Here is a 22,393-nt window from a genome sequence, read left to right on the forward strand (position 1 = left end):
TGAGAAAAAGTATATATGTCAGGATGGCAGCCAGAAATGTCTGATGCATGAATCCTGAAGGGGGGGTACCTGGGGTCTCGGTGGTCGTCCCTCTCTATAACAAAGGTCGATATATCGGGCGGGCACTTCGATCGGTTCTTTCTCAGACGTTCCCCGACTTTGAGGTCATCGTAGTGGATGATGGTTCCACTGACGGGGGTGACCTCCTGGTCGGAGAGGTGTGTGATCCCAGGGTGAGACTTGTCACCCAGGATAATAGGGGAGTTTCTGCAGCACGCAACCGGGGGGTCAGCGAGGCGCGGGCCGGGTGGATCGCTTTTCTTGATGCCGATGATGAATGGATGCCTGTGTTTCTTGCGAATGTGATGCGGCTGCGAGAGGTGTTTCCAGGGGCCGGGGCCTATGCCACTGCATGGATGAAGGTGGAACAGGAGGGGGGAGAGAGACGACCGGCGACCTACCGGAGGTTGCCCCCCCCGCCGTGGGAGGGATATCTCCCCAGTTATTTTCTTGCCGCCGCAAATGCTACGCAACCGGTGATCTCGTCGGCGGTGATGGTACCCCGGGAGGTCATCCTTGAGGTCGGGGGGTTCCCTGAAGATGCTCAGGTCGGGGAAGACCTGACCACCTGGTTCAGGATCGCCCTCACCAGGGAGATTGTCTTCACATGGGAGTATGGGGCGGTCTATCATATGGAGGCGGCAAATCGGACCACAGAACTGGGGCGAGACCCGTACTGGACCCACAATATCATCGATGAGGCGCGGAAGGCCTTGAAAGAGGATCTGGTCCCTGAGAAGAAAATCTCTGAGGTAAAGGAGTTTATCGCGGGGAAACAACTCTATCTTGCCGCGTCCATGCTCAACCTGGGAATGCGGATGGAGGCGCAGGAATATTTGAAGGCATGCGTGACCGAATCCTTTTCCACAGAAAAGATGCGTCTCTCCCTCCTGGCCGCCCTGCCCACCTGGGCCTATTTTGCCATTTCGGGGGTGCACCAGCGGTCCCGCGGGATGGAGTGAGGCTTCTTTCGGCTCTGTAGAAATCCTCCTGACTCCTCTCAGTGGCGGGGGGGTTGTACTCCCGGTCCCCACGCCGCACGAAAAGGTCGAGGACGACAGCACTCGCCCCTGGCGAGAGACAGTGGGAAGGCAGGCGGCATATATTCTCCTCCTCAATAGGGGAGGGGGGATTCTATAAGACCCTTCTTTTCAGCGTTCGAGAAGAGGATTGTGCGGTCTTTGACCTGATCGTGCAGTGGGGGGACTGGGGGTGGCATAGTTCCTGCACAATGATCAGGAGGTGGTCTCTCCACAGCCCCGGAAGACCTTCTCTCCCCATGTGTCATGTTCTGGTTCTCTGGAAGGCGATCATTCTGATCTCCTTTACAGGGGGGAGGGTATTCTCCTCTCTCACGCTCGCCTTCCCACTCAGGCCGACGACCTTCACTCTCGTGGTGGACTGGTGCAAGTCTTTGAGACTCCGTTCTGTCGCCAGAGTCCGCGATCGGTGCTCCCACTCCTTTCGAGAAGGTAAGGACGTCGGCGTTCACCCATCCTTATGGGGGGGGTGAGCCGGATGACATGGAGCCCTGACCGGAGATCGATCCCTGTCTTGACGGTCTTGAGGGTGTCCCCCCTTCTGGTGATCGGGGCGGTGACGCGGCCGACTTCGGTGCCGTCCACCGAAAGGACGCACTCTTTGCCGTCCTCGGGCGTGGCGAGATTGAAGACCGCGGTGTACCTCCATGCCTCCGTGATTTTGACGGTGTATTCGAACTATTCGCCTGGATAGGCGTAAGTGGCGGAATGCCGCTGTTCACGACGATATATTCCTGCTTCACCTCTCCTGCAGTCTCGCGGCTGTCAGTGAATTTGAGAGAGACGGTGTAACGGCCAGGAGAGGTATGGGTATAGGTATATTCTGCGTCTTTCTAGGTCGAGTAAGAACCCGGTCTCCGTCAAAGTCCCACGCCTATTCAAAAGGGGATGGGGATCGCCTCCAGGGAATCAGGTGAACCACACATTGAAAGCCCTCTTTCAATTCCGCAGCTCTTCGGAAAAATCGACCGAATTAGTTGAAGAGGGGATAGTAAGGACCGGAGAAAGAACTTCGTACCATCGCTCGGCCATCTTGTGCTCTCCCAGGTGGTTTGGATGCAGGTGGTCCCTGAGGTCGGTCCTGGTATCAAACCCGGTGTTCTGATCGACATGGAAGACCCGTGACTGGGAGGTGTCCAGGGATCTGACCAGACCAGGGATCTCTGTGTTGAATGCGTCTACATATTGCGTGAAAAATGAAAATTTCATCGGGATGATCTCGGCGATATAGATCGTGACTCCGGGGTTGTACTCCCTGAGTGTCCTGACGACCGCTCTGAGATCTTCGATGGTGGCGGCGGCCACCGCCTCCGGGGTGTCCGGGTACCCCTGCTGGAGGATGTCGTTGGTGCCGAGGTGGATGAGGACATGATCAGGAACCTCCCCCCTCGTCTCAAGACTCTCCAGCCAGGTCGAGAGATCTCCATTCTGTGGTTCATAGTCGGAGTTTCCGGAGGCGATATGGTCCGCCCGCCATCCTGAACGCCCTTCATTGTCCCTGTCAAAATCAAACTGGGAATCGGGTCCAGATCGTGTCCCGACAAAATTTACCCTGTAGCCGTTCTCCTGCAGGAGGTTCCAGAGATGGTAGCGATAACTGGGATAGTTCACTCCGCTCTGCGTATCGGTCCCCCCTGCGGTAACCGAATCTCCAAGAGGCATGATCTTTATCATATCATCTGCCGCCAGGCCCGTGCCGATGACTGCAGTACAGGATAAAATTACCAATAATGAAAGAATGCGTCTCGTAACCCATCCCCCCCATAACCATCAGAGTAGGGGAATGATACGACCACGATTATATATAAATTTCCCGAGATCTCGCCAGTTCAGGCAGATAAGATCGGGTATATTGCCAGAACGCCCGAAAATAATTGGTTAGAACGATGATCACGCAGTTTATTTCTGGCTGATGCGGGATTTAAGAATTTCTGGTAATATCATGTGGGGCCGGGATCGCCGCAATGCATATATACGAAGCATCTCCCCAAAGAGAGATCCAGACGGGGGAGACAAGGTGGAGAGAGATAACGTTGCCATCCTGATCATCAACTGGAACGGCAGGGAGGACACGCTGGAGTGTATCAGGTCACTGCAGGAACAGGACTATCCGGCCTGCGAGATCATCGTCGTCGACAATGGATCGACCGACGGTTCGGCCGATGCCTTCAGGGCCGTCGACCCCCCGGTGGTGCTCATCGAGACCGGGGAGAACCTGGGGTTTGCAGGCGGGATCAATCTCGGCGTCAGGTACGCGATGGAGCATGGGATCCCCTACACCCTCATCTACAACAACGACACCATCGCTGACTCAAGGATGGTGAGCAGTCTGGTCGAGGTCCTGGAATCTGACCCGACGGTGGGGATCGTCACCGGCAAGGTCTATGACTACTATGTTCCAGACCGTCTCCTCGTGGTGGGCAAAAAGATCAACTTCTCCACCGGTCAGATGATCAATGAAGGGTATTCAGAGACAGACCATGGGCAGCACGACGAGGTCCGTGAATATTCCTACATCGACGGGGTCTACTGGTTGTCAAGGACCGAAGTCTTTGAAAATGTCGGGTTCTTTGACACCGGATATTTTTATCAGTTCGAAGAGGTGGATTTCTGTGCCCGGGCAAACCGGCAGTACCGGATCCTCTATACGCCGCATGCAAAGATCTGGCACAAGGGAGGGAGGAGTGTCGGCGGGCGGAAGAGTCCGACAGAGGTCTACTACTTTGCCAGGAACAAGTTCATCTTCATGCGCCGGTATGCGACCCAGAAACAGTTCCTGACATTTCTCCTCCATCAGGCCATCGTGGACAACCCCAGGGAACTCGGTGGGGCGGTGGTAAAAGGGCGGTTCAACACATGTGTACCGCAGATCCGGGGAGTGGTGGACGGGATCCGCCATGTCATGGCAGGGCCCGGGTCAGTTCCTGGAAAATAAGGGGGATGAAGTCCAACGGCAGAACGCCGGACTGCCCCCCGCTCAAGAACCGGATGCGCTGGCAAAGGAGAACTTGTCGAGGTTCAGGGAACCGTCGAATGCCACCCTGATGGTGTGCTCGCCGCCAGGGAGCGGAATGCTCTTCTTCACCGTGGTGAATGTGCCCCACGACCCTGTGTTCGGCGAGGTCACGGTCGCGACCTCTTTCCCGTCGACGAGGACCTTCATGGCCTGCCCATTCATGGCTGAGGCGACAGTGAATGTGGCGTCATAGGTCCCTGCTCGTGGGACGTCAACGGTGTACTGGAGCCATTCGCCAGGGAAGGCATAGGCGACGGTGGTAACACCATTCTTCTCCCAATACTCGATGTCGACACCTTCTTGACGGTACGCACCGCCCCTGTTCTCCGCGTCTCTGTCATGATAGGCGACACCCTCGCCGCCCTCGTCATAGTCTTCGGCCTGGACCGTAAAGGAGACTGCGTCCTGACCCTTCGTGACCGCGACCCTGTCGAGGTTCAGGGAACCGTCAAAGACAAGCCTGAGGGTGTGCTCACCTGCAGGGAGTTCGACGCTCTTTTTCACTGTGGTGAACGTGCCCCACGAACCGGTGTTTGGCGAGGTCATGGTCGCGACCTCTTCGCCGTCGACGAGGACCTTCATGGCCTGCCCGTCCATGGCTGAGGCGACGGTGCACGCCATATCATACGTCCCTGCTTCGGCAACGTCAACGGTGTACTGGAGCCACTCGCCTGCATAGGCGTAGGCGATGGTGGTGACGCCGACCTTCTCCCAGTTCTCGATATCGACACCATCTTTGCGGTATGCCCCGCCTTCGTTCACGGCGTCGGTGTCATGATAGGCGACGCCCTCGCCGCCTTCGTTATAATCTTCGGCTTCAAATGATCCAGGGAGTGCAATTGCTGCCTTGTCTCCTGAGTCAGAACCTGACGATTCAGATGCTGAGAGCACCATCTTGTCGAAGTTCAGGGATCCTTCAAAGACCACCTTGATGACATGTGTCCCGGCAGGGAGTTCGACACTCTTCTTCACCGCGGTGAATTTTCCCCAGGATCCGGTGTTCGGCGAGGTCATGGTCGCGACTTCTTCGTCGTCGACGAGAACCTTCATGGCCTGCCCGTCCATGGCTGAAGCAACGGTGCACGCCACATCGTACGTCCCTGCTTCGGCGACGTCGACGGTGTACTGGAGCCACTCGCCAGGGAATGCATAGGCGATGGTAGTGATATCACTGGCTTTCCAGTATTCAATATCGACGCCGTCTTTGCGGTATGCCCCGCCTTCGTTCACGTCGTCGGTGTCATGATAGGCGACGCCTTCGCCGCCTTCGTCATAATCTTCGGCCTCAATGGTGCCAGGGACGGCGGCACCCATATCAGTGCCTGACCCGTCCTCTGAGCCTGAGTCGCCGCCAGAGCCGTCATCAGGGTTTGAACCGGAGGTGGTGTTCCTGGCAAAGGCGATCTTGTCCAGGTTCAGCGATCCGTCGAAGGCGACTTTGAATGTGTGGTCTCCTTCGGAGAGGTCGAAGGTCTTTCTCATTGTCGTGAACGTACCCCATGACCCGGTGTTCGGGGCTTCAACAGCGGCGATCTCCTCGCCATCGACGAGCACCATCATAGACTGCCCGTTCATGGCGGATGCGACGGTGAAGTCGGCGTCATAGGTCCCTGCCTCGGTGACATTGACCGAGTACTGGAGCCACTCGCCCGGATATGCATAGGCGATGGTGGTCGCGCCGTTCTTCGCCCAGTATTCAATATCAACGCCGTCCTCGCGGTATTCTCCGCCTTCGTTCACGGCATCGGTGTCATGATAACCGACCCCTTCTCCGCCCTGGTCATAGTCCTCGGCCTCGACCGTGCCAGGGAGAGTGTGCCTCTCCACCGGCTTAGGGGTTGGGTCAGGATCTGGGGTTGGGGTTGGGGTCGGGGTGGGGTCCACCGGGTCGGTGGACCGCGTGATCTTCAGTCCTGCAGTGTCCATACCTGACGACGGCGAGACAACCTTGTACGGGTTCTCCGCATAGTTGCCGGTTGCCGTCCCTTCGAGGACGCTGTTCACACCATAGTGCGAATACAGGATGTTCTCAGGCCCGCCTTCGATAGTCAGGTCGAAGTACGAGTTCTGGCATGGCAGGTCTCGACCGATTGCCGGGTAGTACTTCCCGAGCCTGATCATGTAGCCGTCGACACCCTCTGCGTCGATGATCTTGAAGTTCTCGAACCTCACGTCATTGGTGTTCGAGGCATCGATGGCATACCCGCCTGCGTTCTCGCTCACACAGTTGGTGAAGACATTCGGAGATTTGAAGCCGTTCCAGTGGATCAGGAAGTAGTCAGAGGCTTCCGAGTCCTTGGAGTAGCAGTTCTCGAACTTCGCACCATTCGACGACCAGATCATGAACCCGTGATGGTTCCCGATCGCCGTGCAGTCCTTCACCGTGACCCCGTTGTTGAGGAAGAACCCTGCACCGAAGATGAGGTTCATGTCCTGCTGGGTGTCAGATTCAGGGAACCGTGCCTGTTTTCTGAGACCGTTGTTCTTGCTTGTACAGTTCTCGAAGACAACGTTCTTTGTGGTGGGGGCCGCTTCGATGTGGAAGCCGGATTCCCAGTTGTCCTCTGCGTAGCAGTCTTTGATCAGTGCGTTCTCAAGGTCGTTGTGCTCTACGAAGATGAATCCTGCAGACCAGGGGTGCGAGTTGTCGTCGGCACCACACCGGATCGCCTTGCAGTTCTCATACGTGATGTCGGAGACCTTCAGGCCAGCACTGGTCGCATCGATGTTGAACCCTGTCCAGGTCAGGTCGATGGCAGTGCAGTCCTTGAACGAGATGTCGGTGAGGCTGTGTCCAGGACACCAGACCGTGAACCCGCCGTTCATCCGGGTGTCACCGGTCACGGTCACACTCTGGACTGAGACGTGGCTGTACTGGATCCAGACGGCACCTTGGCCTGATACGGTGAACCCCTCGAGGTGGGTATTCTCGTTGGCGAATACACCGTCCCAGTTACCTTGGATATCGATCCTGGTCTTGTCTTCGCCAGAGCCCATGAGTGTTGTCCCAGGTGCCATCTTGATACTGCCTTGTGTGCTGTACGTCCCGGCGGCAAGGTGAACCGTGCCGCCGTTCCCGGCCGCGTTGAGCGCATTTGTGATCTCAACCTGGTCGGAATTACCGTCACAGACATAATCTGCCTGTGCCTTTGCATCCTGCGAACTGTCAGATGCAGCCACGTTGAGGGTGGCAGCAGCACTGACCGCTGGCATCAGGCATATGAGCACTGAAGCCAGGAGCAGGAGGCGCAACATTGATCTGTTCATGGAATGTTCCTCATGTTCATCCCCCCGTCTAGATCACTTTTCACACATTGTACTTTTAAACATTGTGATAGGGGATTATTCAATCTCCAAAAATATTTTCGGAATTTGGTGTCAAACGAAGGAAATGCAAAATAATTTTCACAAAATCATGGTCTGGCTATCGTTGAATTCTCATCTGGTGTGGGGGCGGTTTCAGGCAGGATATTGGGTATGGATCTGGAATTTGTTGTTGGAATGACCATCTAATGATCGGGATCTTATGCAACGCGACATCAGCAATAAAACGATTTGAATATATGCAAAATAACGTCTATTTTGACAGATGTGGGCATGGGCGCTCGGATCATCCCGGAGCGCAAGTAGATATAATCTTCGGAAAAAAATGGAATATTCATGGAGATGCATAATCAAAATGTATGGAATTATGATAGATACGAGGTTCTGGATCTGATCTCTTTGGGATACTGTCGTCCAGGATGGAGAAAAGACAGATAAAACACACAATATTCTTTATTTTATGTATTAAAAATAGGGGAAATCCGTGAAAAGATTTCTCGAATAACATCAATCATTGGGCCGACAATCGCTATCCCAGGACGGGTTTCATCTCCATCTCTCTCGATATGGTCTTTGATAGAGAAATTCGATACCATAACGGTCCCCAGGGCATCGTTTCTTATTCCTGGGGAAACTGAATTTCCAAATATCATGGTATCTCGCACACTCACGCTACCCGCATCAGGGAGTGTCTCGCTGATGCGGACCGCTGCTCCCGGCCCCTCCATCACGATCCGCATCCCCTCGATGGTCACCCCCTGTGTCGTCTTTCCCCCGACCGCTCGCTGCCCGTCACTGGCGATCAGGATGGGGCATGACCCCGAGGTTTCGATCCCCCCGGAGAGGGTGAGGTCACGCCCGAGGTACACATAGACGATATTTGGGGAGCTCCCTCCGATGATATTCATATCGAAGGAAGATGACTCGCACGGGTAATCATAGTCAAGAGAAGGCTCATATCCGCCGATCTGGATGCATGAGTGCCCGTCTCCAACAGGGGAACATACCGTGAAGTTCTCAAATTTGAGGTTTGCCGCATTCCGGATTGAGAGGGCGTGTCGTCCTGCCTCAGTGCTTATACAATCTATAAACGAGTTGCCTGCGGTGTAACCACTGTGATGAACGATGGAATAGTCGTCCGCGAATGATCGTACTGCAGAGCAGTCTTCAAGATATGCTCCGTCTGTTGACCAGAGGAAAAAACCACGATAATTTTCCTGGGCAGTACAGTCCTTCAAGGTGGATGCTTCGATCCCGGTAAACCCGGCACCGAAGGTGAGGCCTTTCGTCTCAGGTGAATTTGATTCTGGAAAAAGTTGACTTTTTCTGATGCCGTTCTTTACCGCCGTGCAGTTCTCGATCAGTACATTGCGTACCGAGATCGCGGCCTCGATATGAAACCCTGATTCCCAGTTGTCTTCAGCATGGCAATCCCTGACCACCACATCTTCGAGGTCATTGTGTTCTGCAAGGATGAACCCCGCGGACCATGGATGTGAATTGTCGTCCGCGCCGCACCTGATCGCCTGGCAGCGCTCGTACCGCAGATCCCGTACCAGAATCGGATCCCCTCTCCCATCCACATTGAACCCTGTCCAGGTCAGGTCGACGGCAGTGCAGTCCTCAAAGACCACGTCCTCGATGACCTGCCCTTCTGCCCAGACCGTGTAGCCTCCATTCATCTGGGGGGCGCCGGTGACGGTCACCCGCTGGACCAGGACATGACTCCCCTGGACCCAGACCGCACCATGCCCGGTGATCGTCAGGTCGGAGAGGGAGGTGTGATCATTTGCCACCGCCCCGATCCACCCGTCTGCAAATGTCAGGGTTGTCTGTTCCTCACCGGTCCCCTCAAGATGCCGGCCATCCTTGAGCGTGACCGAGTCGTCGCAATAGTAGGTTCCAGGCCTGAGGAGAACTTTCCCGCCGTCTCCGGCCATTTCCAACGCGGCATGGATCTCGACCTGATCTGAGACTCCGTCGCAGACAATATCGACTCCTCGTACCTCTGAGGATCCCCCGGCGGCAATGGTGATAACACCTGCAGATACTGGAGCTCCAGAGAGGATCGGGAGCATCAGCACAACAAAGAACCAGGGCGTGCTTTGCCGGCCCATGCCCCCTGGATGGATGGGGGAGAATATAAATCCTCTCTCCCCTGTGGGAGAAGATATTTATGGTGACAGATGTGGATAAGGGCATACGATGTCCTCGAAAGGGCTCTCGACGGTCATACTCGCTGACCTGAATAGGTATTATTCCTATCATGGCAGGGACATCACCACTGAAGGAAAGACCGCCATCATCAGGGGGGCCATCATTCACCTTGTCTTTTCCAGGGGATTCAGGGCAATCTTCTATTACCGTCTCAGAAATCATGCAGAAAAAAAGAATATCCGTTTTCTCGGCGGGGTGATCGGCATTATCGATGTGTTGTCAAACAGTATCGAGATCCACCCCCGTGCCAGGATTGGTCCTGGTCTTTTTATGCCGCATCCCCAATGCATCGTCATCGGCGCCGGGGCCGTCCTTGGTTCAAATGTCACCATAAACCAGGGCGTCACCGTCGGGGCTTCGCCGGGCAAGGAGATAGAGGGGCAGACTGAACCGGTGGTCGAGGACAATGTCCTCCTCGGGGCAGGTGCGAAGGTTCTCGGACCGGTCACCATCGGAGCAAATGCCATGATCGGGGCGAATGCTGTGGTGGTCAGAGATATCCCTGCCTGGGCGGTTGCAGTCGGGGTGCCTGCAGAGGTCGTCAACAGGGTGGAGACCCCCTATCATGAACTCCTCGAACGTGCCTATCAGAGAGAAATTATCTGAACGCCGTAGCGGTGCCTGCGTCGTAGATCTTCCCTCTCCCGAGAATGATCTGGTCCAGGGGGAGATGGACCGGCATCCTGACCGCCTTCAGTGAGGTGGTCGCGGTGACAGATCGATCTCTGAGATTTTGATCTCCAAAAAAGAGGTATGAATCCTCTGGCGCGTGCGTTCCTTCGGCAGAGATCATCCAGGAGTTCATCGCCGCAAACCCTCTGACCACCAACCAGGAGATGTCGTCCCCATACAGGTAGCGGTCTTTGCGTGCCTGGTCATCGGTCGCGGCGACAAGCCAGGATGCACCCACGACCTCAGGTTCTGAAAAAATGGGGTATTCTTTGAGTTCGGAGAGTGAAGGGGATGTTGGCCCGTCATTTGCAATTTCAAAGATGAAACCGGTGTTGAAAAGGAAAAAAACTGCAAGAAAGAGTGCTATAAGGGTGCGTCCCCAGGTGATGGCGGCTCCGTTCCAATCTTTTCGGAACAGTCTTGTGATGAAGCCGACGACCACCATGGCGCCAAATACAAAGAAAGGTGAGATGAAAATAAGCGAGATCTGGTAGAGCCGCGAGGTGTTCAGGGCGCTTGAGAAGTATGGAAGTGCAATCCCGGCTATACAGAGCCCGAGGAACATGATGGAGAGGGCATAATAATCTTTTGAGAACCTGGACTTCAAGAGGGCGAAGACCGGTATTGAGAGCAGTCCAAGGACGATCAGGCCCTGCGAGATGAGCTGGAGGATCTTGTAGAGTTCATGGAGTGGGGTCTGTGTGGGGGAGAGGATGATATGCAATCCCTGTGAGGTGTCTGTCGTGAACAGTTCTTCTTGAAGACTGCTCAATACATTCTCCCCGATTTCTGCAGCGGCCCTGAGTGCGGCGGCTTCGCTGGTGAAAAAATACCAACTGAGAATAAATGCACAGAAGAGCATGACAAAAGAGATACTGATTACCCGCACTCCCTTACCGGTCAGGACCGGGGAGAAATGCGTCCACCATCCCAGGATCCCCTTCACCGTCCTGCCGACGGCGTCGCGTTCTGCGATGAGGAGGAGGATGACCGAAGGGATGAGAGTGAGGAGAAAGAGGTACGTAAGTCCATAGTGTGAGGTCACCAGGCCAAAGGCGAAGAGCCCCATTAGGAATGCACGGTGCGGGCGGTCGAGTGCATGGTCCAGGAAGACGAGTATGATGAGAACGAGAAAGAGTTCCGCGATCTGTTGGCGTGCAAGCTGGACCATCTCGATGAAAAAGACATAGAACGAGACAAAGAAGAACGCCCCGAAAAAGGCGGTGAGTGGTGACGTCTGCTGCCGGTAGGCTGCATAGAGTCCAAGGGGGACGAGTGAGAAGAAAAATGGATAGATCAGTTTGAGTACCCAGACCGGCGTGATCGCACAGACTCCTGAATAGAGAGGGATGAGCATCACGATCGAGAGCATGGCATTGACATTTGAGTACAGGGTATGGTCCCAGAGCCCGTGCTGGGCGGCAAGTGTCCCGAAATAGAGTTCTTCATTGATGTCCCACCCCCAGATATGTCCTGAGATCAGGGCGGTGTGGAGGAGGAGGGAGAGGGCGATGGAGAAGATGGCAAGCCCATAGATCTCCCTGGGTGCATCTCTCCACGCTCCGATCACGATCGGGATACAGGCGATCACGAGGACGACCCCTATTAACACGAGATTTGTCCCCCAGATCTCCTTTGCATAGACACCCAGTCCGGTGAGCAGGGGGAGAAGGGTGAAGAAGAGGAGGGATTTGCCGGGCGGGAGAGCCCTCCCTGGTACATGCACCACACCTGCACGGCGGTCGGTGACGGCCGCCATGATCAGGAGGACGACCAGGGCTGTGCTTGTCCAGAGGAGAAGAAAAGGCCCAGCAAGCGGACTCATGATCCCAAAGGCGGGGAGGACCATATTGATGAGAAATCCGAGGACCATCCAGAATATCAGGCTGATCCCGACGGTATAGACCAGGGTTCTTACGCCAATGGGTCGTCTGATCCCCATGACCCGGAGAAGGCAGAGCCCTGGGACAAAAGTAAGGAGTATAAATCCGCTAATTTGCCTAAGAAGAGGGATGCCTGCCCCTATTCCTTCAAGGAAGAGCGATCCCCAGAAGACAGAGAGGAGGGAAAGCGAGATGATGACAAAACGCTGCCATGACCAGCGGCGGAGTTCAAGGCCCGACATCTCTCTCTCTCTCTCTCTCCTTTCTGATCTCGCGGTATACCGCACGTGTCCGTTCGGCAACGATCTCCCATGAGAGTTCAGTCCGCATCTTCTGGTACCCGGCCTCCCCCATCTCCGTGCACCTCCTGGGATCGGTGAGAAGGTCTATCAATGCCTCTTCGAGTGCGCCCGCGTCCCTGGGTCGTACGATGTGTCCGGTCTTCCCCTCCTCCACGACCTCGGGAATGCTCCCGACCGCGGTCACGACCACCGGTTTCTTGAGGGCATAGGCGATCGGGACGATCCCGGTCTGGGTGCCCTCGATGTACGGAAGAGCCACCACCGACGCCCGCCTGAAGAGGCCTGCGACTTCGTCGTCCATGATATACCGGTTGTGCACCTCGCACCAGGCCGGGTCGACGGCGTCCTGGTAGGGTGAGAAGTCGCCGTTCCCGGCGATGATGAGTCTGGCGCCGGGGACGCGTTCTGCAACGCCGGGCATCGCGTCAAGAAGATAGGAAAGCCCTTTGTACTCCTCGAGTCTCCCGAAAAAAAGAATTGTTCCCTTTTCTTCTTCGGCAGGGGAGGGGTGGTCCTTATAGTCCCCGAAGAAGGCATAGTCGCCGTGCGGGATCACATGGCACTTCTCGCCTGCACCGAGCACCTCTTTTGCCCACCGCCCGTGAACGATGACAGCGTCAGAGTGGGCGAGATAGGCGTCGTTGCTGAGAACCTGGTCGAACGCCCTGCTCCCGGCGTGAGGCCTGACATCATGGATGGTGGTCACCATTGGATACTGCCGCAGGAACGGGAAAAAGAGCAGGAACCATGGCGGGGTGAGCTGGAAATGGATCACTTCGGGTTTTTCCCTGCGGACCGCCGCAAGAAATCGGGCCGCCCTCGGGAACAGGGCGGTGTTTATAATAAAATTCCTGAGCGTATTCCCGACCGGCAGTTCTTCCACCCTCACCTTTGGCGAGAAGTGCTGCTTTTCTATCCCGATGGGGGCGAAGAGCACGGTCTCGTCCTCTTCGGCTAGGGCGTTTGTAAGCTGGGAGACATAGTGGACGATCCCCCCTGCGACATTGTCGGTGACCATCAACACCTTCACGAGCGGGCCACCTCTTTGAAGGTCGCGAGGTAATGGTCTGCGATCCCTGACCACTTGAGATTTTCAAGAGCGTAACGGCGTGCATTTGCGGCGTGGGCCGAGATGCCGTTCTCGAGATAGGTGGCTACCGAACGGGCGGCGGCCGCGGGGTGGGTGGGATCGATGACCAGCCCGGCGTCTGCCTCTTTTACCAGGCGAAGGGTGGGAATGTCTGAGACGATGCAGGGCAGACCTGAAGAAAGGGCCTCAAGAAGGGTAAGCGGTTGTCCTTCATACCGCGAGGTCATCATATAGAGGTCTGCGCTGGCATAAAGATGAGGCATATCTTCCCACCGTATTTTTCCTGTAAATATCGCATTTTTCACCCCTTTTTCTGCGGCATATGCCCTGGTCTCCTCAAGGAGCGCCCCATACCCTACTGCGACGAGCGTGAGGTCGTCACGCAGATGTTCAAGTGCTGAGAAGAGATCGATCATGCCGAATGGGTTCTTCTGCGGGATGAACCGTCCGACCGAGAGGACGACTGTTCGGTCGTCAGGGATATCGAACTGTTCCCTGAGGTCTCCTGGATCTGTTGACGGAGAAAAACGTTCTGTGTCGACACCGTTCGGGATATATCTCACGTGGTGTGCATCGACCCCCATTCCCACGATCTCTTCACAGACGCCACGGCTCACCCCGGTGAAGATGGCATTTTCAGGGAAAGATTGGAGACACCGGCGTTCGCATCTGGAGGAGAATCTCTTGTAGGCCTTGACATGCCGGGCGGTGCCGGGCGGCCAGTGGGTATATTCCCCATATGAGGTGGAGTGCAGGGTTGCCACCCCTTGCTTGAACGGCACCTTGCCGGGGAACAAGGGTTGGTGCATCCATACGGCATCAAAATCATCCTCCTTGAGGTGTCTCGCAACAGTATGCCAGTAATGGGAGATCCCGACGATCCCCGACCGCATGATGAGTGCGCGGTTCCCCAGTCTGATGTCGGGCCCGGTCGGGGTGGCCACGGTGCATGTGACCCCCTGTTCTTCCAATTTTTTCACCACATTATAGGTGACATTGGCGATCCCTGTCCCGTACGGATAATACTCAAAACTGCAGATCAGCACATTCATGATCTCCCTCCATTTAACCGCCTTTTTTTGGGGAATGAGTGCCAGGGGGGGTGATACCCTCCTGGGCATGCGTCTCTGTCTTCAGGGCTGGCCTGACCATGGTCTCGATCTCATGCGACCACTGCTCCCTGATGACATCCCAGGAAAAACGTTCGGTCACCGATTGTTGTGCCGAAGCCCCGATTTTTCTGGCGACCTCGGGGTGTTCGATGAGAAAGGTGATCCGTTGTGCAAGTGTCTCCCTGTCCCTGGGACAGACAAGAAATCCGTTCTTCCCGTCGGTGATGATCTCGCGTGTCCCGCCCACATCGGTTGCCACCACGGCGCACCCTGCTGCGCACGCCTCGATCACCGAGGTGGGCAGGCCCTCGGAGTACGAGGGGTTGACAAAAATTGTGGTCGAGGTAAGGACCTTGGGGATCTCATCATGGGAGATGGTCCCGAGGAACGAGACGCCTTTCATCCCGGCCGCCATCTCCTCAAGGTCGTATCTGTACGGGCCGTCGCCCACGATCGTCAGGTTCGCCCCCTCAGGGAGTGAGGGATAGACTGCAAGCAGGTCCTGGACGCCTTTCCCATAGACCAATCGTCCGATGAAGGTGATGTCAGCTGGGGAGTGGGTGCCGTTGCCGTTGTCTCTGGTGCGTGCAGCCCTGAATGGCGTGAGATCAATGCCGTTGTGAAGCACTCGCGGGTTTTCTGCTCCGAGGTGGTCGAGGAATGCAACCGCGGCGGCTGAGACCCCAAAGGTGGCGGCGGCGTCTTTGACAATCAGCGTGCCGACGGTGTGATCATAGGCCTCGGCGAGTGTCGAGGCCACTCGCCCTTCCAGGTAGACGTGGGACGACCCGTGTTCAAGGTGGACGAGCGGGATATCTTTGATCATTGCCACACACCACCCAAGCAGGGTGATCGAGAAGAAACGGGTATTGGTGCAGACTGCCTGGTAGTTCCCTTTGAGAACCCTGATGAAGAGGCGGAGGGCGGCGGGAGAGAGTAGAGGTACCGGGTATCGTGCTCCAAGGAGGTTGAGGGAGGGGAACCGCAGGACGTGTACCTCGCCGTATTCTTCGGTCAGGGGTGCGTGGTCGGTGTTGCAGGTGACCACGTCCACCTGATACCCGGCCCTGACAAGGTTCTGGGAGAGTTCATAGATGATCTTTTCGAGTCCCCCGATCCTGGGGGGGAACCCGGCGGTAAAGATGACAATATGATCTTTTTTGATGATACCTTGCGGTGCTGGATCTCCTGATATTGGCCCCTGAATTGCCTTCCCCCCCTGTGCGAAGCCACTCTCCTGTGAGTGGTACTGGTGCTTCATGGGGGATATTTTATATAAACATTCCTCTCTATATTCCGAGATCTCTGTCCCAATATCGATTATACTCACATATTGTCGAGAACTGCCTGTACATTATTTGAAATGGCCGGGGGAAGGGGCTGGAGATGGTGTCCAGGGAAACTATCTGTTCATGTCCCGGGGAACCATTGCTACCTGAAACACTCTCTCTGCGTGTTTCAGACATGTCTTGATCAGGACCATCATCTGGAAGAAGGGAGGGGGAGGGGGGCATCATTACTTTTCAGGACCGATATCTCGGCCGTCCGGGCCCACTCTCTACCCCAGGACTTCTGAGGGCAGCGCCCCCGGCGTGACTGATGGGGAATACACATTGATCAGAGAGATCCTATCAAAAGCGTGCGGGATTTTCCAGGGTGATACCCTCAGGCGTGCAGATTATTGGATGTCAAGTTCGATCCAGGCCCTGTCCCCCCTTTGTCTCGTCCTGCATGCATCCCATGACCTAAAGAGGGGAGATAAGATCCCTGAAGGGATCTTCATCAGCCCTTGAGGGCGGCGACAAACCTGGCCCTGATCTCCTGAGGCGTCATGGGGATGTTTTTGACCGGCGCGTTCCCTGGCCTGAGCACCACATGGATGAAGTTTGGGCCCCCACCGGCCGACGCGGCCATCACTCCCCCGCACTCTTCAGGGCGCTGGATCTTCCAGGTCCTGCGAAACCCGGTCGCACGGGCGAGGAGTTCGAGGTCGAGGTTCGCGGCTGCATAGGTGGGCTGGTTGCCGGTGGACCCGAAGGCCCCGTTGTCCAGACCGATCACCGTGAGATTTTCAGGGGCGGCGGCGGCCGCCACAGAGAGGACCGACGAGCCCAGGAGACTGCCGTCGCCATCGAGGATGACCACCCGCCGGTCGGTCCCGAGGGCGATGCCGAGGCCGATAGGCGTCGCCTGGGTGTACGAGCCGAGCATGTAGAAGGTGAGGGGCCGGTCCATGACCGCATACAGTTCCTTGCTCGGGACCCCGATGTTTGCGACGACGGCGGCGTCCCCAAAGTGGGGGGCAAGGGCCCTGATGGCGTCATACCGTGCCATCGTCGGTTCCCTGATCTCCCTCTCATAGGTGAGTGCCGAGTGCCGTGCGCGTGTCGGGACGGTGCGGGAGACCGCAGGGCATGCCTCGCCTTCCCAGACCTTCGGCGAGATGAGGGCGACATGGGGGCGTGAGTGGGTGTAGGCGTCCTTGACCACCTCGCCGATCTGCGGAAGGTCTGAGGGCTCGGCGATGATGGTGGAGGTGATCCCGAGGGCGTCGAGCACGCCAGGGAGCTGGCTGTTGAACGGGATCTGGGCCGGGATCCGTTCCTCGTAGACTCCGCGCCAGCTCGCGAGCACAGGGAGGGGGAGGCTGAAGGTGACGGAGAGTGACATGATCGCGTTGAGCATATTCCCGAGGCCGGAACTCTGGATGACCACCACCGGGTGCAGCCCGGCCATCACCGCCCCGGCGGCGATCCCGACACCGTCCTCCTCGCGGGTGAGGCCGACGGTCCTGATCCTATCGGGCAGGAGAAAACAGAGGTCGCCGGCACGGTCGCAGGGGAGGGTGAGGGTGAGGTCGACCCCGGCCTTCTCGAGAATTTCGCAGACGAGATCTTCATGCATGGTCTCTCACCCATGAGAGGACGTCCCTGGTCAGAGAGGCGGTCTCGACGTCGGCCGCAACCTCGAAGGCCGGTGCGATCGGGTAGTGCTCGTGCTCTTCGGCGACCCGCCGATACCCCCCGCCGGTGAGGTTGAGGAGGACCGTCTCGTCGGGGCCGACGGTCCCGGTCTCGACGGCGTCGGCCAGGGCGGCGAGGGCGACCGCGGCCGCCGGGTCGAGGTCGATCCCTTCGGCCTCCTCGCACCAGCGTGCCGCCGCCTCCGCGGCAGGGTTGGTGACCGCGTGCATCGTCCCCTTCGTGGCGGTGAGGGCGTCGAAGACCCCGCCTCTGGTCCCATAGGGGGGTTTGCGGTTGGTGAGCACGTCGGCGTAGACCGCGGCGACGGCAGTGCGGGCGTCAGGCATGTCGGTCGCGGGCACGATCTCCCGCCGCCCGGCCTCCCATGCCCTGACCATCGGGACAAAGGGGAGGTTCTGGACAAGGTGGAGACGTGGGAGGGCTGAGCCGAACCGTCCGTCCCCGACCAGTCGCATCGCCGCTTCCCATGCGGCGATCCCGCCGGTCCCGCTCCCGACCGCCTGGAAGTAGCGGTCAGGGAGGCGGCCGATGGTGACCGCGGCGTCGAGCATCACCGTGCCCATCCCGTCACGTCGTGCGACATTTTTGGCCCCGCCCTCAGGGAGGAGAGAGGGATGGGTGCAGAGGGCGTCGGCGACGGCGATGGTGTCTGAGTAGTCGCCGTCCACCAGGACTATACAGGCCTGGTCGGTCTCGACGGTCGTCCAGAGGCGGTCCGCGGCCTTCCCTGGCACCACCACCACGACCTGCTCTCCGGTCGTGGCCGCGGTCTGGCAGAAAGCCCGGCCGGTGTTCCCGGCCGAGGCCACGACCAGCGTGCCTTCTCCGGTCTCCCTGACCCTGACCATGGTGGGCAGGGCTTCCAGTTCTTTGAACGAGCAGGTATGGATCTGGGCGTCCCGCTCGGGCCAGTAGCCATTGAAACCGATGTACAGATTTTTCAGCCCGAGGTCGCGGGCCAGGCCCTCGCTCTGGTAGGTCACCGGCCCGGCGGGGCTCTTTAGGGCCCCTTCGACAGGGAGCCATTCAGCAAAACGGAATATCCCGGGCTCCTCCCTGAGTTTCAACATTTTACTCTGATATCTGGTCCTGATCAGTGCGTCGCACCCCTGCGGACACGAAAGTGTGTAGTGGTCCTCATGGATTGTGCCGCATCCAGGGCAGACGAGTTCATAGTGTCGCATCTTCTTTTCACCTCCGATTATAATTCAAACGACCCTTCGAGGAGGGCGTCTTTGAGACGTACGCAGAGTTCTTCAGCCTTCTTCCTGTCAGACTGCCGCATCGTGATCGGGACAGTCATGCCGTCAGGATGGATGGCGCCGAGGTCGGCATGCACCGCCCTGCCTGTGCACGCCATGGCACAGGCCCCGCACGAGGCGCAGAGGCATGGGTCGATCCCCTTGCCGGTCATGAAGGCGCCGGTCGGGCAGATCCCGGCCGCCGTGCAGGGCTCACAGGAGAGGCAGGCCGCGGGGCGATAGGTCACCTCGTGGTCGGTCCCCTGCCAGACCTCTGCGTAGGTGGCCCTCGCAAAGGGCCGGCGGTCAGTGATGTCGGCGACCGGCAGGACGACCTCCTCGTCCAGGACTGAGAGGGCGTCGATGGAAGCCTGGTCCAGGACCGGGATCGGGGCGGCGATGCTGGTGATGCACTCAGGGCCTGCCGCCGTGACAAACCCGCCGCAGGTGCAGGGGTCCATCCCTTTCATCCCGGCAAAGACCGAGAGGTTCGGTTTCTCCGGAGTGCTCCTCGTCCCCTCGCCCATCACCATGCCGGGTGCGCCGTTCACCAGCACCCGCGCTCCCGGCCCGAACACCCTGAGATCGGGATCGTTTTCCAGCGGACTGATCTCGCCGCACCCACTGATCGAAGCCTCGGCACAGGGCCCTTTCAGCCCGGTCACCGAGAAGATCGTCTTCTCTGCCCCGACCGCGCGGTTCACGAAGGCGGTGTAGTTCCTGAAGGCGCTCCTGGTGGTGAAGAGGCGGGCGGTATCGCAGTCGTCGAGGGTGAAGTCGGCCTCATAGGTTCGGCCCCCCGCTTCGACCTCCAGGTGAACCTCTTTCCCGGCCGCAAGGTCGGCGAAGAGGTGGCCGCCGCCGTAACGTGTCCCGACATGGGCCGTGCCATAGACGATCATATCGACGAGACCGAGACGTTCGTTCGGGCATGGGCCTGGATAGGCAGGGACACCGTTGAGCCGCGCCGCCTCGGCCCGACCAAAAGTGCCGGGCGGGGCGGCCTGGACCGAGAGGAGGGCGGCGGTCCCTGACATCACCCCGCAGGTCCCGCAGGTGACTACGTCCACCTCCTCGGGCGCCGGATGATCCCCGTCCCTGACCCGCCTCTTGAACTCAGGCGCCGTCAGGACGACGGCGGTCCCCCCTCTGATCCGCTCCCTGATCTCTGCAATCGTCTTCATATGATGACGTCCTCCACTCGCACGTGCACTCCTTCAGATCGTTCCACGATCATATTGACCAGTCCGGTATGGGCGAGGGCCATCATGCAGAACCCGGGGAGAAAACGCTGGCGTTTCCCGAAGACCGGCGGCGAGGAGATATGGGTGGCAAGCCCCTCGAAGCCGAGCATATGGTAGGCCCTGACGTCGTGGTACTCCCTGTCCCTGGAGAAGGCGGGACCGACGACATGCCCGGTGATCACCCCGGTGATGGGATCGGCCTCGATCACCCTGATCACGTGCTGGACCGGGCACCCGGCCCCCATCGGTCGGCCGACGACGATCTCGCCCTCCGCGATCCCCCGCCGCTCCACCAGGTCGGGCCTGAAGGGAAGGACGATCTTCCTGACCGTGGGCTCGCCTGGCAGGGGATCGATGACAAAGTCGTAGGCATTGCCGAGGATGTCTCGCCCGGTATAGACGGCGTCATGGACGGAGATGCAGGACCCGGCCTCGGAAAAGGGGCAGTCGGCGAGAGAGCGTTCCCCCGCGGCGACCATCTCCATGAACACCTCACAGGTCCGCGCCCCGCAGAGCCCGCAGTTCTTGCCAGGTGGTGTCCAGTCCATCTACTCCCCCCTGAAGAAGAGGTCGGTCCCTTCGAGTCTCCTCACCACGCCAAAGTGGTGCTGCCACCCGATCTCCTTTTTCCCGACACAGACGGTGCAGACCCCAAGCGGCGGGACGCCGCGGAGCACGACCCTGTCCGGGTCTCCGATCGCAGGGGTCCCCGCGACCCGCCTGAACAGGTAGCGCAACCCGGTCCCCTGCACGGCGTTCGTCTCGACGATCTCGATCTCTGGGGCCACCTCCCTGATCCGCTCGCGGAAGACCTCTTTTTCGGCCTGGGAGACGAGGTCTGTCCTGGTGACGACCGCCATGTCGGCGAGGGCGATCATGGGCCCCATCTTGAGCGGGGCATGGGTGCCTGAGATCGCGCTGAGGACGACGATCCCGAGGGACTGGGTGACGTACGGCGAGCATCTGAGACAGAGCCCGGCACTCTCCACGATGAGGAGGTCGGCCCCCTCCCTCCCTGCCCATTCCATCGCTTCCCGCATGATCATGATCCCGGCATGGTCTGGGCAGAGGTCGCCAGAATATACTTTTTTTGTGGGGATGCCGAACTCCCGCGCGATCTCCTCGTCTTCAAAGGCCCTGACCACGTCGATCTTCAGGTAGGCGGGCTGCATCTCGCCGCCGAGATGCCTGATCACCTGCTTCACGACCGCGGTCTTCCCTGCAGACGGGGGCCCAGCAACGACCAGGAGTCTCACGCCGCGTTCACCTCTCCAGGGGGCGAGAGGTGGTGCAGGTCGCCGGTGATGATCTTTCCTGCCCTGATCTCTTCCCTGAGCATGCAGAGGAATCCGTCGACTGCCCTGACCTGTTCGAGGGCCTCGAGCTCGACACCTGTCGCTTCGATGACCCTGACGACCGTGCCGTTCCGCATCACGACCCTCCGGTCGCAGAGGAGGGCGACGAGCGGGTCGTGGGTGACGAAGACCACGGCCTTCTGGTAGGTTCTCAGAACCTCGATCACCCGGTCCTTGAAGATCCCGGCATTCTCGACCTCGTCGAGGATGATCACAGGAGTGTTGCTGATGAGGATCGCGTCGGCGACCATCAGGGAACGCGTCTGTCCCCCTGAGAGCGAGGTCATCCTGGCGCCGGGCGTGATCTTCTCGCCGGTGAACTCGTTTGCAAGGGCGATCGTCTCCTCGACGACTCCTTCCTCCTCGATCTTTCGTGACCTGAGATGCATCTCAAGAAATTCCTGCACCTGGAGGTCGGCGAGACACTTGGTGTTCTGGGTGATGAGGGCGACCGGTTTTTTTGCAGGGTCACGGACATATTCCTCGGGCGGCGCCCGGCCATTGACCAGCACGGTCCGTCCGGTGACGGTGTCCTTCTGGGCAAAGACTTCGATGTCGTTGATCAGGGCGCTCTTCCCAGAGCCTGTCGGGCCGACGATGGCAAGGGTCTCGCCTGGCCTGATCACGATCTGATCGAAGTGTTCGGTCTCGCCGTTCTTGTCGCTTCCAGGGAGGAGGGTGATCTCGGTGGCCTGGTGGTCCATGGAGGGGCGGTTATCTTATGGATGTGATAAGTATATCTTTTCGTCTCGCTTTTATGGACAAAGAGGAATTATGTTGGCATAGTTTTCCCTAAAATGCTGATAATATGTCCCAATATGTGGGGTGACCTGTCCCTGCTCTGGCTGATTGG

The 22,393-nt window shown here is 58.1% G+C and carries 16 protein-coding genes; 3 read left to right on the forward strand and 13 right to left on the reverse strand.

The window, feature by feature from the left end; all coding sequences use genetic code 11:
- Window positions 1–47: 47 nt before the first annotated feature.
- Entirely contained in the window at window positions 48–1,022 is a 975-nt protein-coding gene (locus J2129_RS11175) for a glycosyltransferase family A protein (protein WP_209630937.1), read from the forward strand.
- Window positions 1,023–2,039: 1,017 nt separating this feature from the next.
- Here the strand turns inward: J2129_RS11175 and J2129_RS11180 are convergent.
- Window positions 2,040–2,762 (reverse strand): SGNH/GDSL hydrolase family protein, encoded by a 723-nt coding sequence (locus J2129_RS11180; RefSeq protein ID WP_209630938.1) that lies wholly within the window; start codon window positions 2,760–2,762, stop codon window positions 2,040–2,042.
- Between the two features lie 355 nt (window positions 2,763–3,117).
- On the opposite strand from J2129_RS11180, the gene J2129_RS11185 reads away from it, so the two are divergent.
- Window positions 3,118–4,035 (forward strand): glycosyltransferase family 2 protein, encoded by a 918-nt coding sequence (locus J2129_RS11185; protein WP_209630939.1) that lies wholly within the window; start codon window positions 3,118–3,120, stop codon window positions 4,033–4,035.
- Between the two features lie 42 nt (window positions 4,036–4,077).
- On the opposite strand, the gene J2129_RS11190 is transcribed toward J2129_RS11185, so the two are convergent.
- The gene (locus J2129_RS11190; protein WP_209630940.1) at window positions 4,078–7,383 is read right to left on the reverse strand and encodes a carbohydrate-binding protein; all 3,306 of its coding nucleotides are present in this window, start codon (window positions 7,381–7,383) and stop codon (window positions 4,078–4,080) included.
- Between the two features lie 515 nt (window positions 7,384–7,898).
- Window positions 7,899–9,557 (reverse strand): right-handed parallel beta-helix repeat-containing protein, encoded by a 1,659-nt coding sequence (locus J2129_RS11195; RefSeq protein WP_209630941.1) that lies wholly within the window; start codon window positions 9,555–9,557, stop codon window positions 7,899–7,901.
- An 88-nt stretch (window positions 9,558–9,645) separates the two neighbouring features.
- Between J2129_RS11195 and J2129_RS11200 the strand changes: the two genes are divergently transcribed.
- Window positions 9,646–10,263, forward strand: a complete 618-nt coding sequence (locus tag J2129_RS11200; protein ID WP_209630942.1) for a serine O-acetyltransferase — start codon at window positions 9,646–9,648, stop codon at window positions 10,261–10,263.
- On the opposite strand, the gene J2129_RS11205 is transcribed toward J2129_RS11200, so the two are convergent.
- The 10 genes from J2129_RS11205 to J2129_RS11250 form a co-directional block, all read right to left on the reverse strand.
- Window positions 10,256–12,454 (reverse strand): DUF2206 domain-containing protein, encoded by a 2,199-nt coding sequence (locus J2129_RS11205; RefSeq protein ID WP_209630943.1) that lies wholly within the window; start codon window positions 12,452–12,454, stop codon window positions 10,256–10,258. The genes J2129_RS11200 and J2129_RS11205 overlap by 8 nt on opposite strands.
- Window positions 12,441–13,544, reverse strand: a complete 1,104-nt coding sequence (locus J2129_RS11210; protein WP_209630944.1) for a glycosyltransferase family 4 protein — start codon at window positions 13,542–13,544, stop codon at window positions 12,441–12,443. The genes J2129_RS11205 and J2129_RS11210 overlap by 14 nt, the downstream gene beginning before the upstream one ends.
- Complete coding sequence (locus J2129_RS11215; protein WP_209630945.1) at window positions 13,541–14,656, reverse strand: glycosyltransferase family 4 protein; 1,116 nt, start codon at window positions 14,654–14,656, stop codon at window positions 13,541–13,543. Before J2129_RS11215 ends, J2129_RS11210 begins: the two co-directional genes overlap by 4 nt.
- Before the next feature lie 13 nt (window positions 14,657–14,669).
- Window positions 14,670–15,977: a glycosyltransferase family 4 protein gene (locus tag J2129_RS11220; RefSeq protein WP_209630946.1), complete on the reverse strand. Its 1,308-nt coding sequence runs from the start codon at window positions 15,975–15,977 to the stop codon at window positions 14,670–14,672.
- A gap of 521 nt (window positions 15,978–16,498) precedes the next feature.
- Window positions 16,499–17,620, reverse strand: a complete 1,122-nt coding sequence (gene comE, locus J2129_RS11225; protein WP_209630947.1) for a sulfopyruvate decarboxylase subunit beta — start codon at window positions 17,618–17,620, stop codon at window positions 16,499–16,501.
- Window positions 17,613–18,884 carry a cysteate synthase gene (locus J2129_RS11230; protein ID WP_209630948.1) on the reverse strand — a complete coding sequence of 424 codons (1,272 nt, stop codon included), beginning with the start codon at window positions 18,882–18,884 and terminating at the stop codon, window positions 17,613–17,615. The genes comE and J2129_RS11230 overlap by 8 nt, the downstream gene beginning before the upstream one ends.
- Before the next feature lie 17 nt (window positions 18,885–18,901).
- A complete protein-coding gene (locus J2129_RS11235; protein ID WP_209630949.1) occupies window positions 18,902–20,125 on the reverse strand; it encodes a methanogenesis marker 16 metalloprotein in 1,224 nt (407 codons plus the stop codon).
- Window positions 20,122–20,733, reverse strand: coding sequence for a (Fe-S)-binding protein (locus tag J2129_RS11240; protein ID WP_209630950.1), 612 nt, complete (start codon window positions 20,731–20,733; stop codon window positions 20,122–20,124). The genes J2129_RS11235 and J2129_RS11240 overlap by 4 nt, the downstream gene beginning before the upstream one ends.
- Window positions 20,734–21,441, reverse strand: coding sequence for a GTP-binding protein (locus J2129_RS11245; RefSeq protein ID WP_209630951.1), 708 nt, complete (start codon window positions 21,439–21,441; stop codon window positions 20,734–20,736). It lies immediately after the preceding gene.
- Window positions 21,438–22,244, reverse strand: coding sequence for an ATP-binding cassette domain-containing protein (locus tag J2129_RS11250; RefSeq protein WP_209630952.1), 807 nt, complete (start codon window positions 22,242–22,244; stop codon window positions 21,438–21,440). Before J2129_RS11250 ends, J2129_RS11245 begins: the two co-directional genes overlap by 4 nt.
- Between the last annotated feature and the right edge of the window lie 149 nt (window positions 22,245–22,393).

Origin of the sequence: Methanofollis sp. W23, from assembly GCF_017875325.1 — an archaeon.
GTDB lineage: Archaea > Halobacteriota > Methanomicrobia > Methanomicrobiales > Methanofollaceae > Methanofollis.

Excerpts from the sequence above, each read along its gene's own strand:
- J2129_RS11175 (WP_209630937.1), top strand. The coding sequence starts at position 48 with ATGAATCCTGAAGGGGGGGTACCTGGGGTCTCGGTGGTCGTCCCTCTC.
- J2129_RS11180 (WP_209630938.1), bottom strand. The coding sequence starts at position 2,762 with ATGCCTCTTGGAGATTCGGTTACCGCAGGGGGGACCGATACGCAGAGC.
- J2129_RS11190 (WP_209630940.1), bottom strand. The coding sequence starts at position 7,383 with ATGAACAGATCAATGTTGCGCCTCCTGCTCCTGGCTTCAGTGCTCATA.
- J2129_RS11195 (WP_209630941.1), bottom strand. The coding sequence starts at position 9,557 with ATGGGCCGGCAAAGCACGCCCTGGTTCTTTGTTGTGCTGATGCTCCCG.
- J2129_RS11200 (WP_209630942.1), top strand. The coding sequence starts at position 9,646 with ATGTCCTCGAAAGGGCTCTCGACGGTCATACTCGCTGACCTGAATAGG.
- J2129_RS11205 (WP_209630943.1), bottom strand. The coding sequence starts at position 12,454 with ATGTCGGGCCTTGAACTCCGCCGCTGGTCATGGCAGCGTTTTGTCATC.
- J2129_RS11215 (WP_209630945.1), bottom strand. The coding sequence starts at position 14,656 with ATGAATGTGCTGATCTGCAGTTTTGAGTATTATCCGTACGGGACAGGG.
- J2129_RS11220 (WP_209630946.1), bottom strand. The coding sequence starts at position 15,977 with ATGAAGCACCAGTACCACTCACAGGAGAGTGGCTTCGCACAGGGGGGG.
- comE (WP_209630947.1), bottom strand. The coding sequence starts at position 17,620 with ATGCATGAAGATCTCGTCTGCGAAATTCTCGAGAAGGCCGGGGTCGAC.
- J2129_RS11230 (WP_209630948.1), bottom strand. The coding sequence starts at position 18,884 with ATGCGACACTATGAACTCGTCTGCCCTGGATGCGGCACAATCCATGAG.
- J2129_RS11235 (WP_209630949.1), bottom strand. The coding sequence starts at position 20,125 with ATGAAGACGATTGCAGAGATCAGGGAGCGGATCAGAGGGGGGACCGCC.
- J2129_RS11240 (WP_209630950.1), bottom strand. The coding sequence starts at position 20,733 with ATGGACTGGACACCACCTGGCAAGAACTGCGGGCTCTGCGGGGCGCGG.
- J2129_RS11250 (WP_209630952.1), bottom strand. The coding sequence starts at position 22,244 with ATGGACCACCAGGCCACCGAGATCACCCTCCTCCCTGGAAGCGACAAG.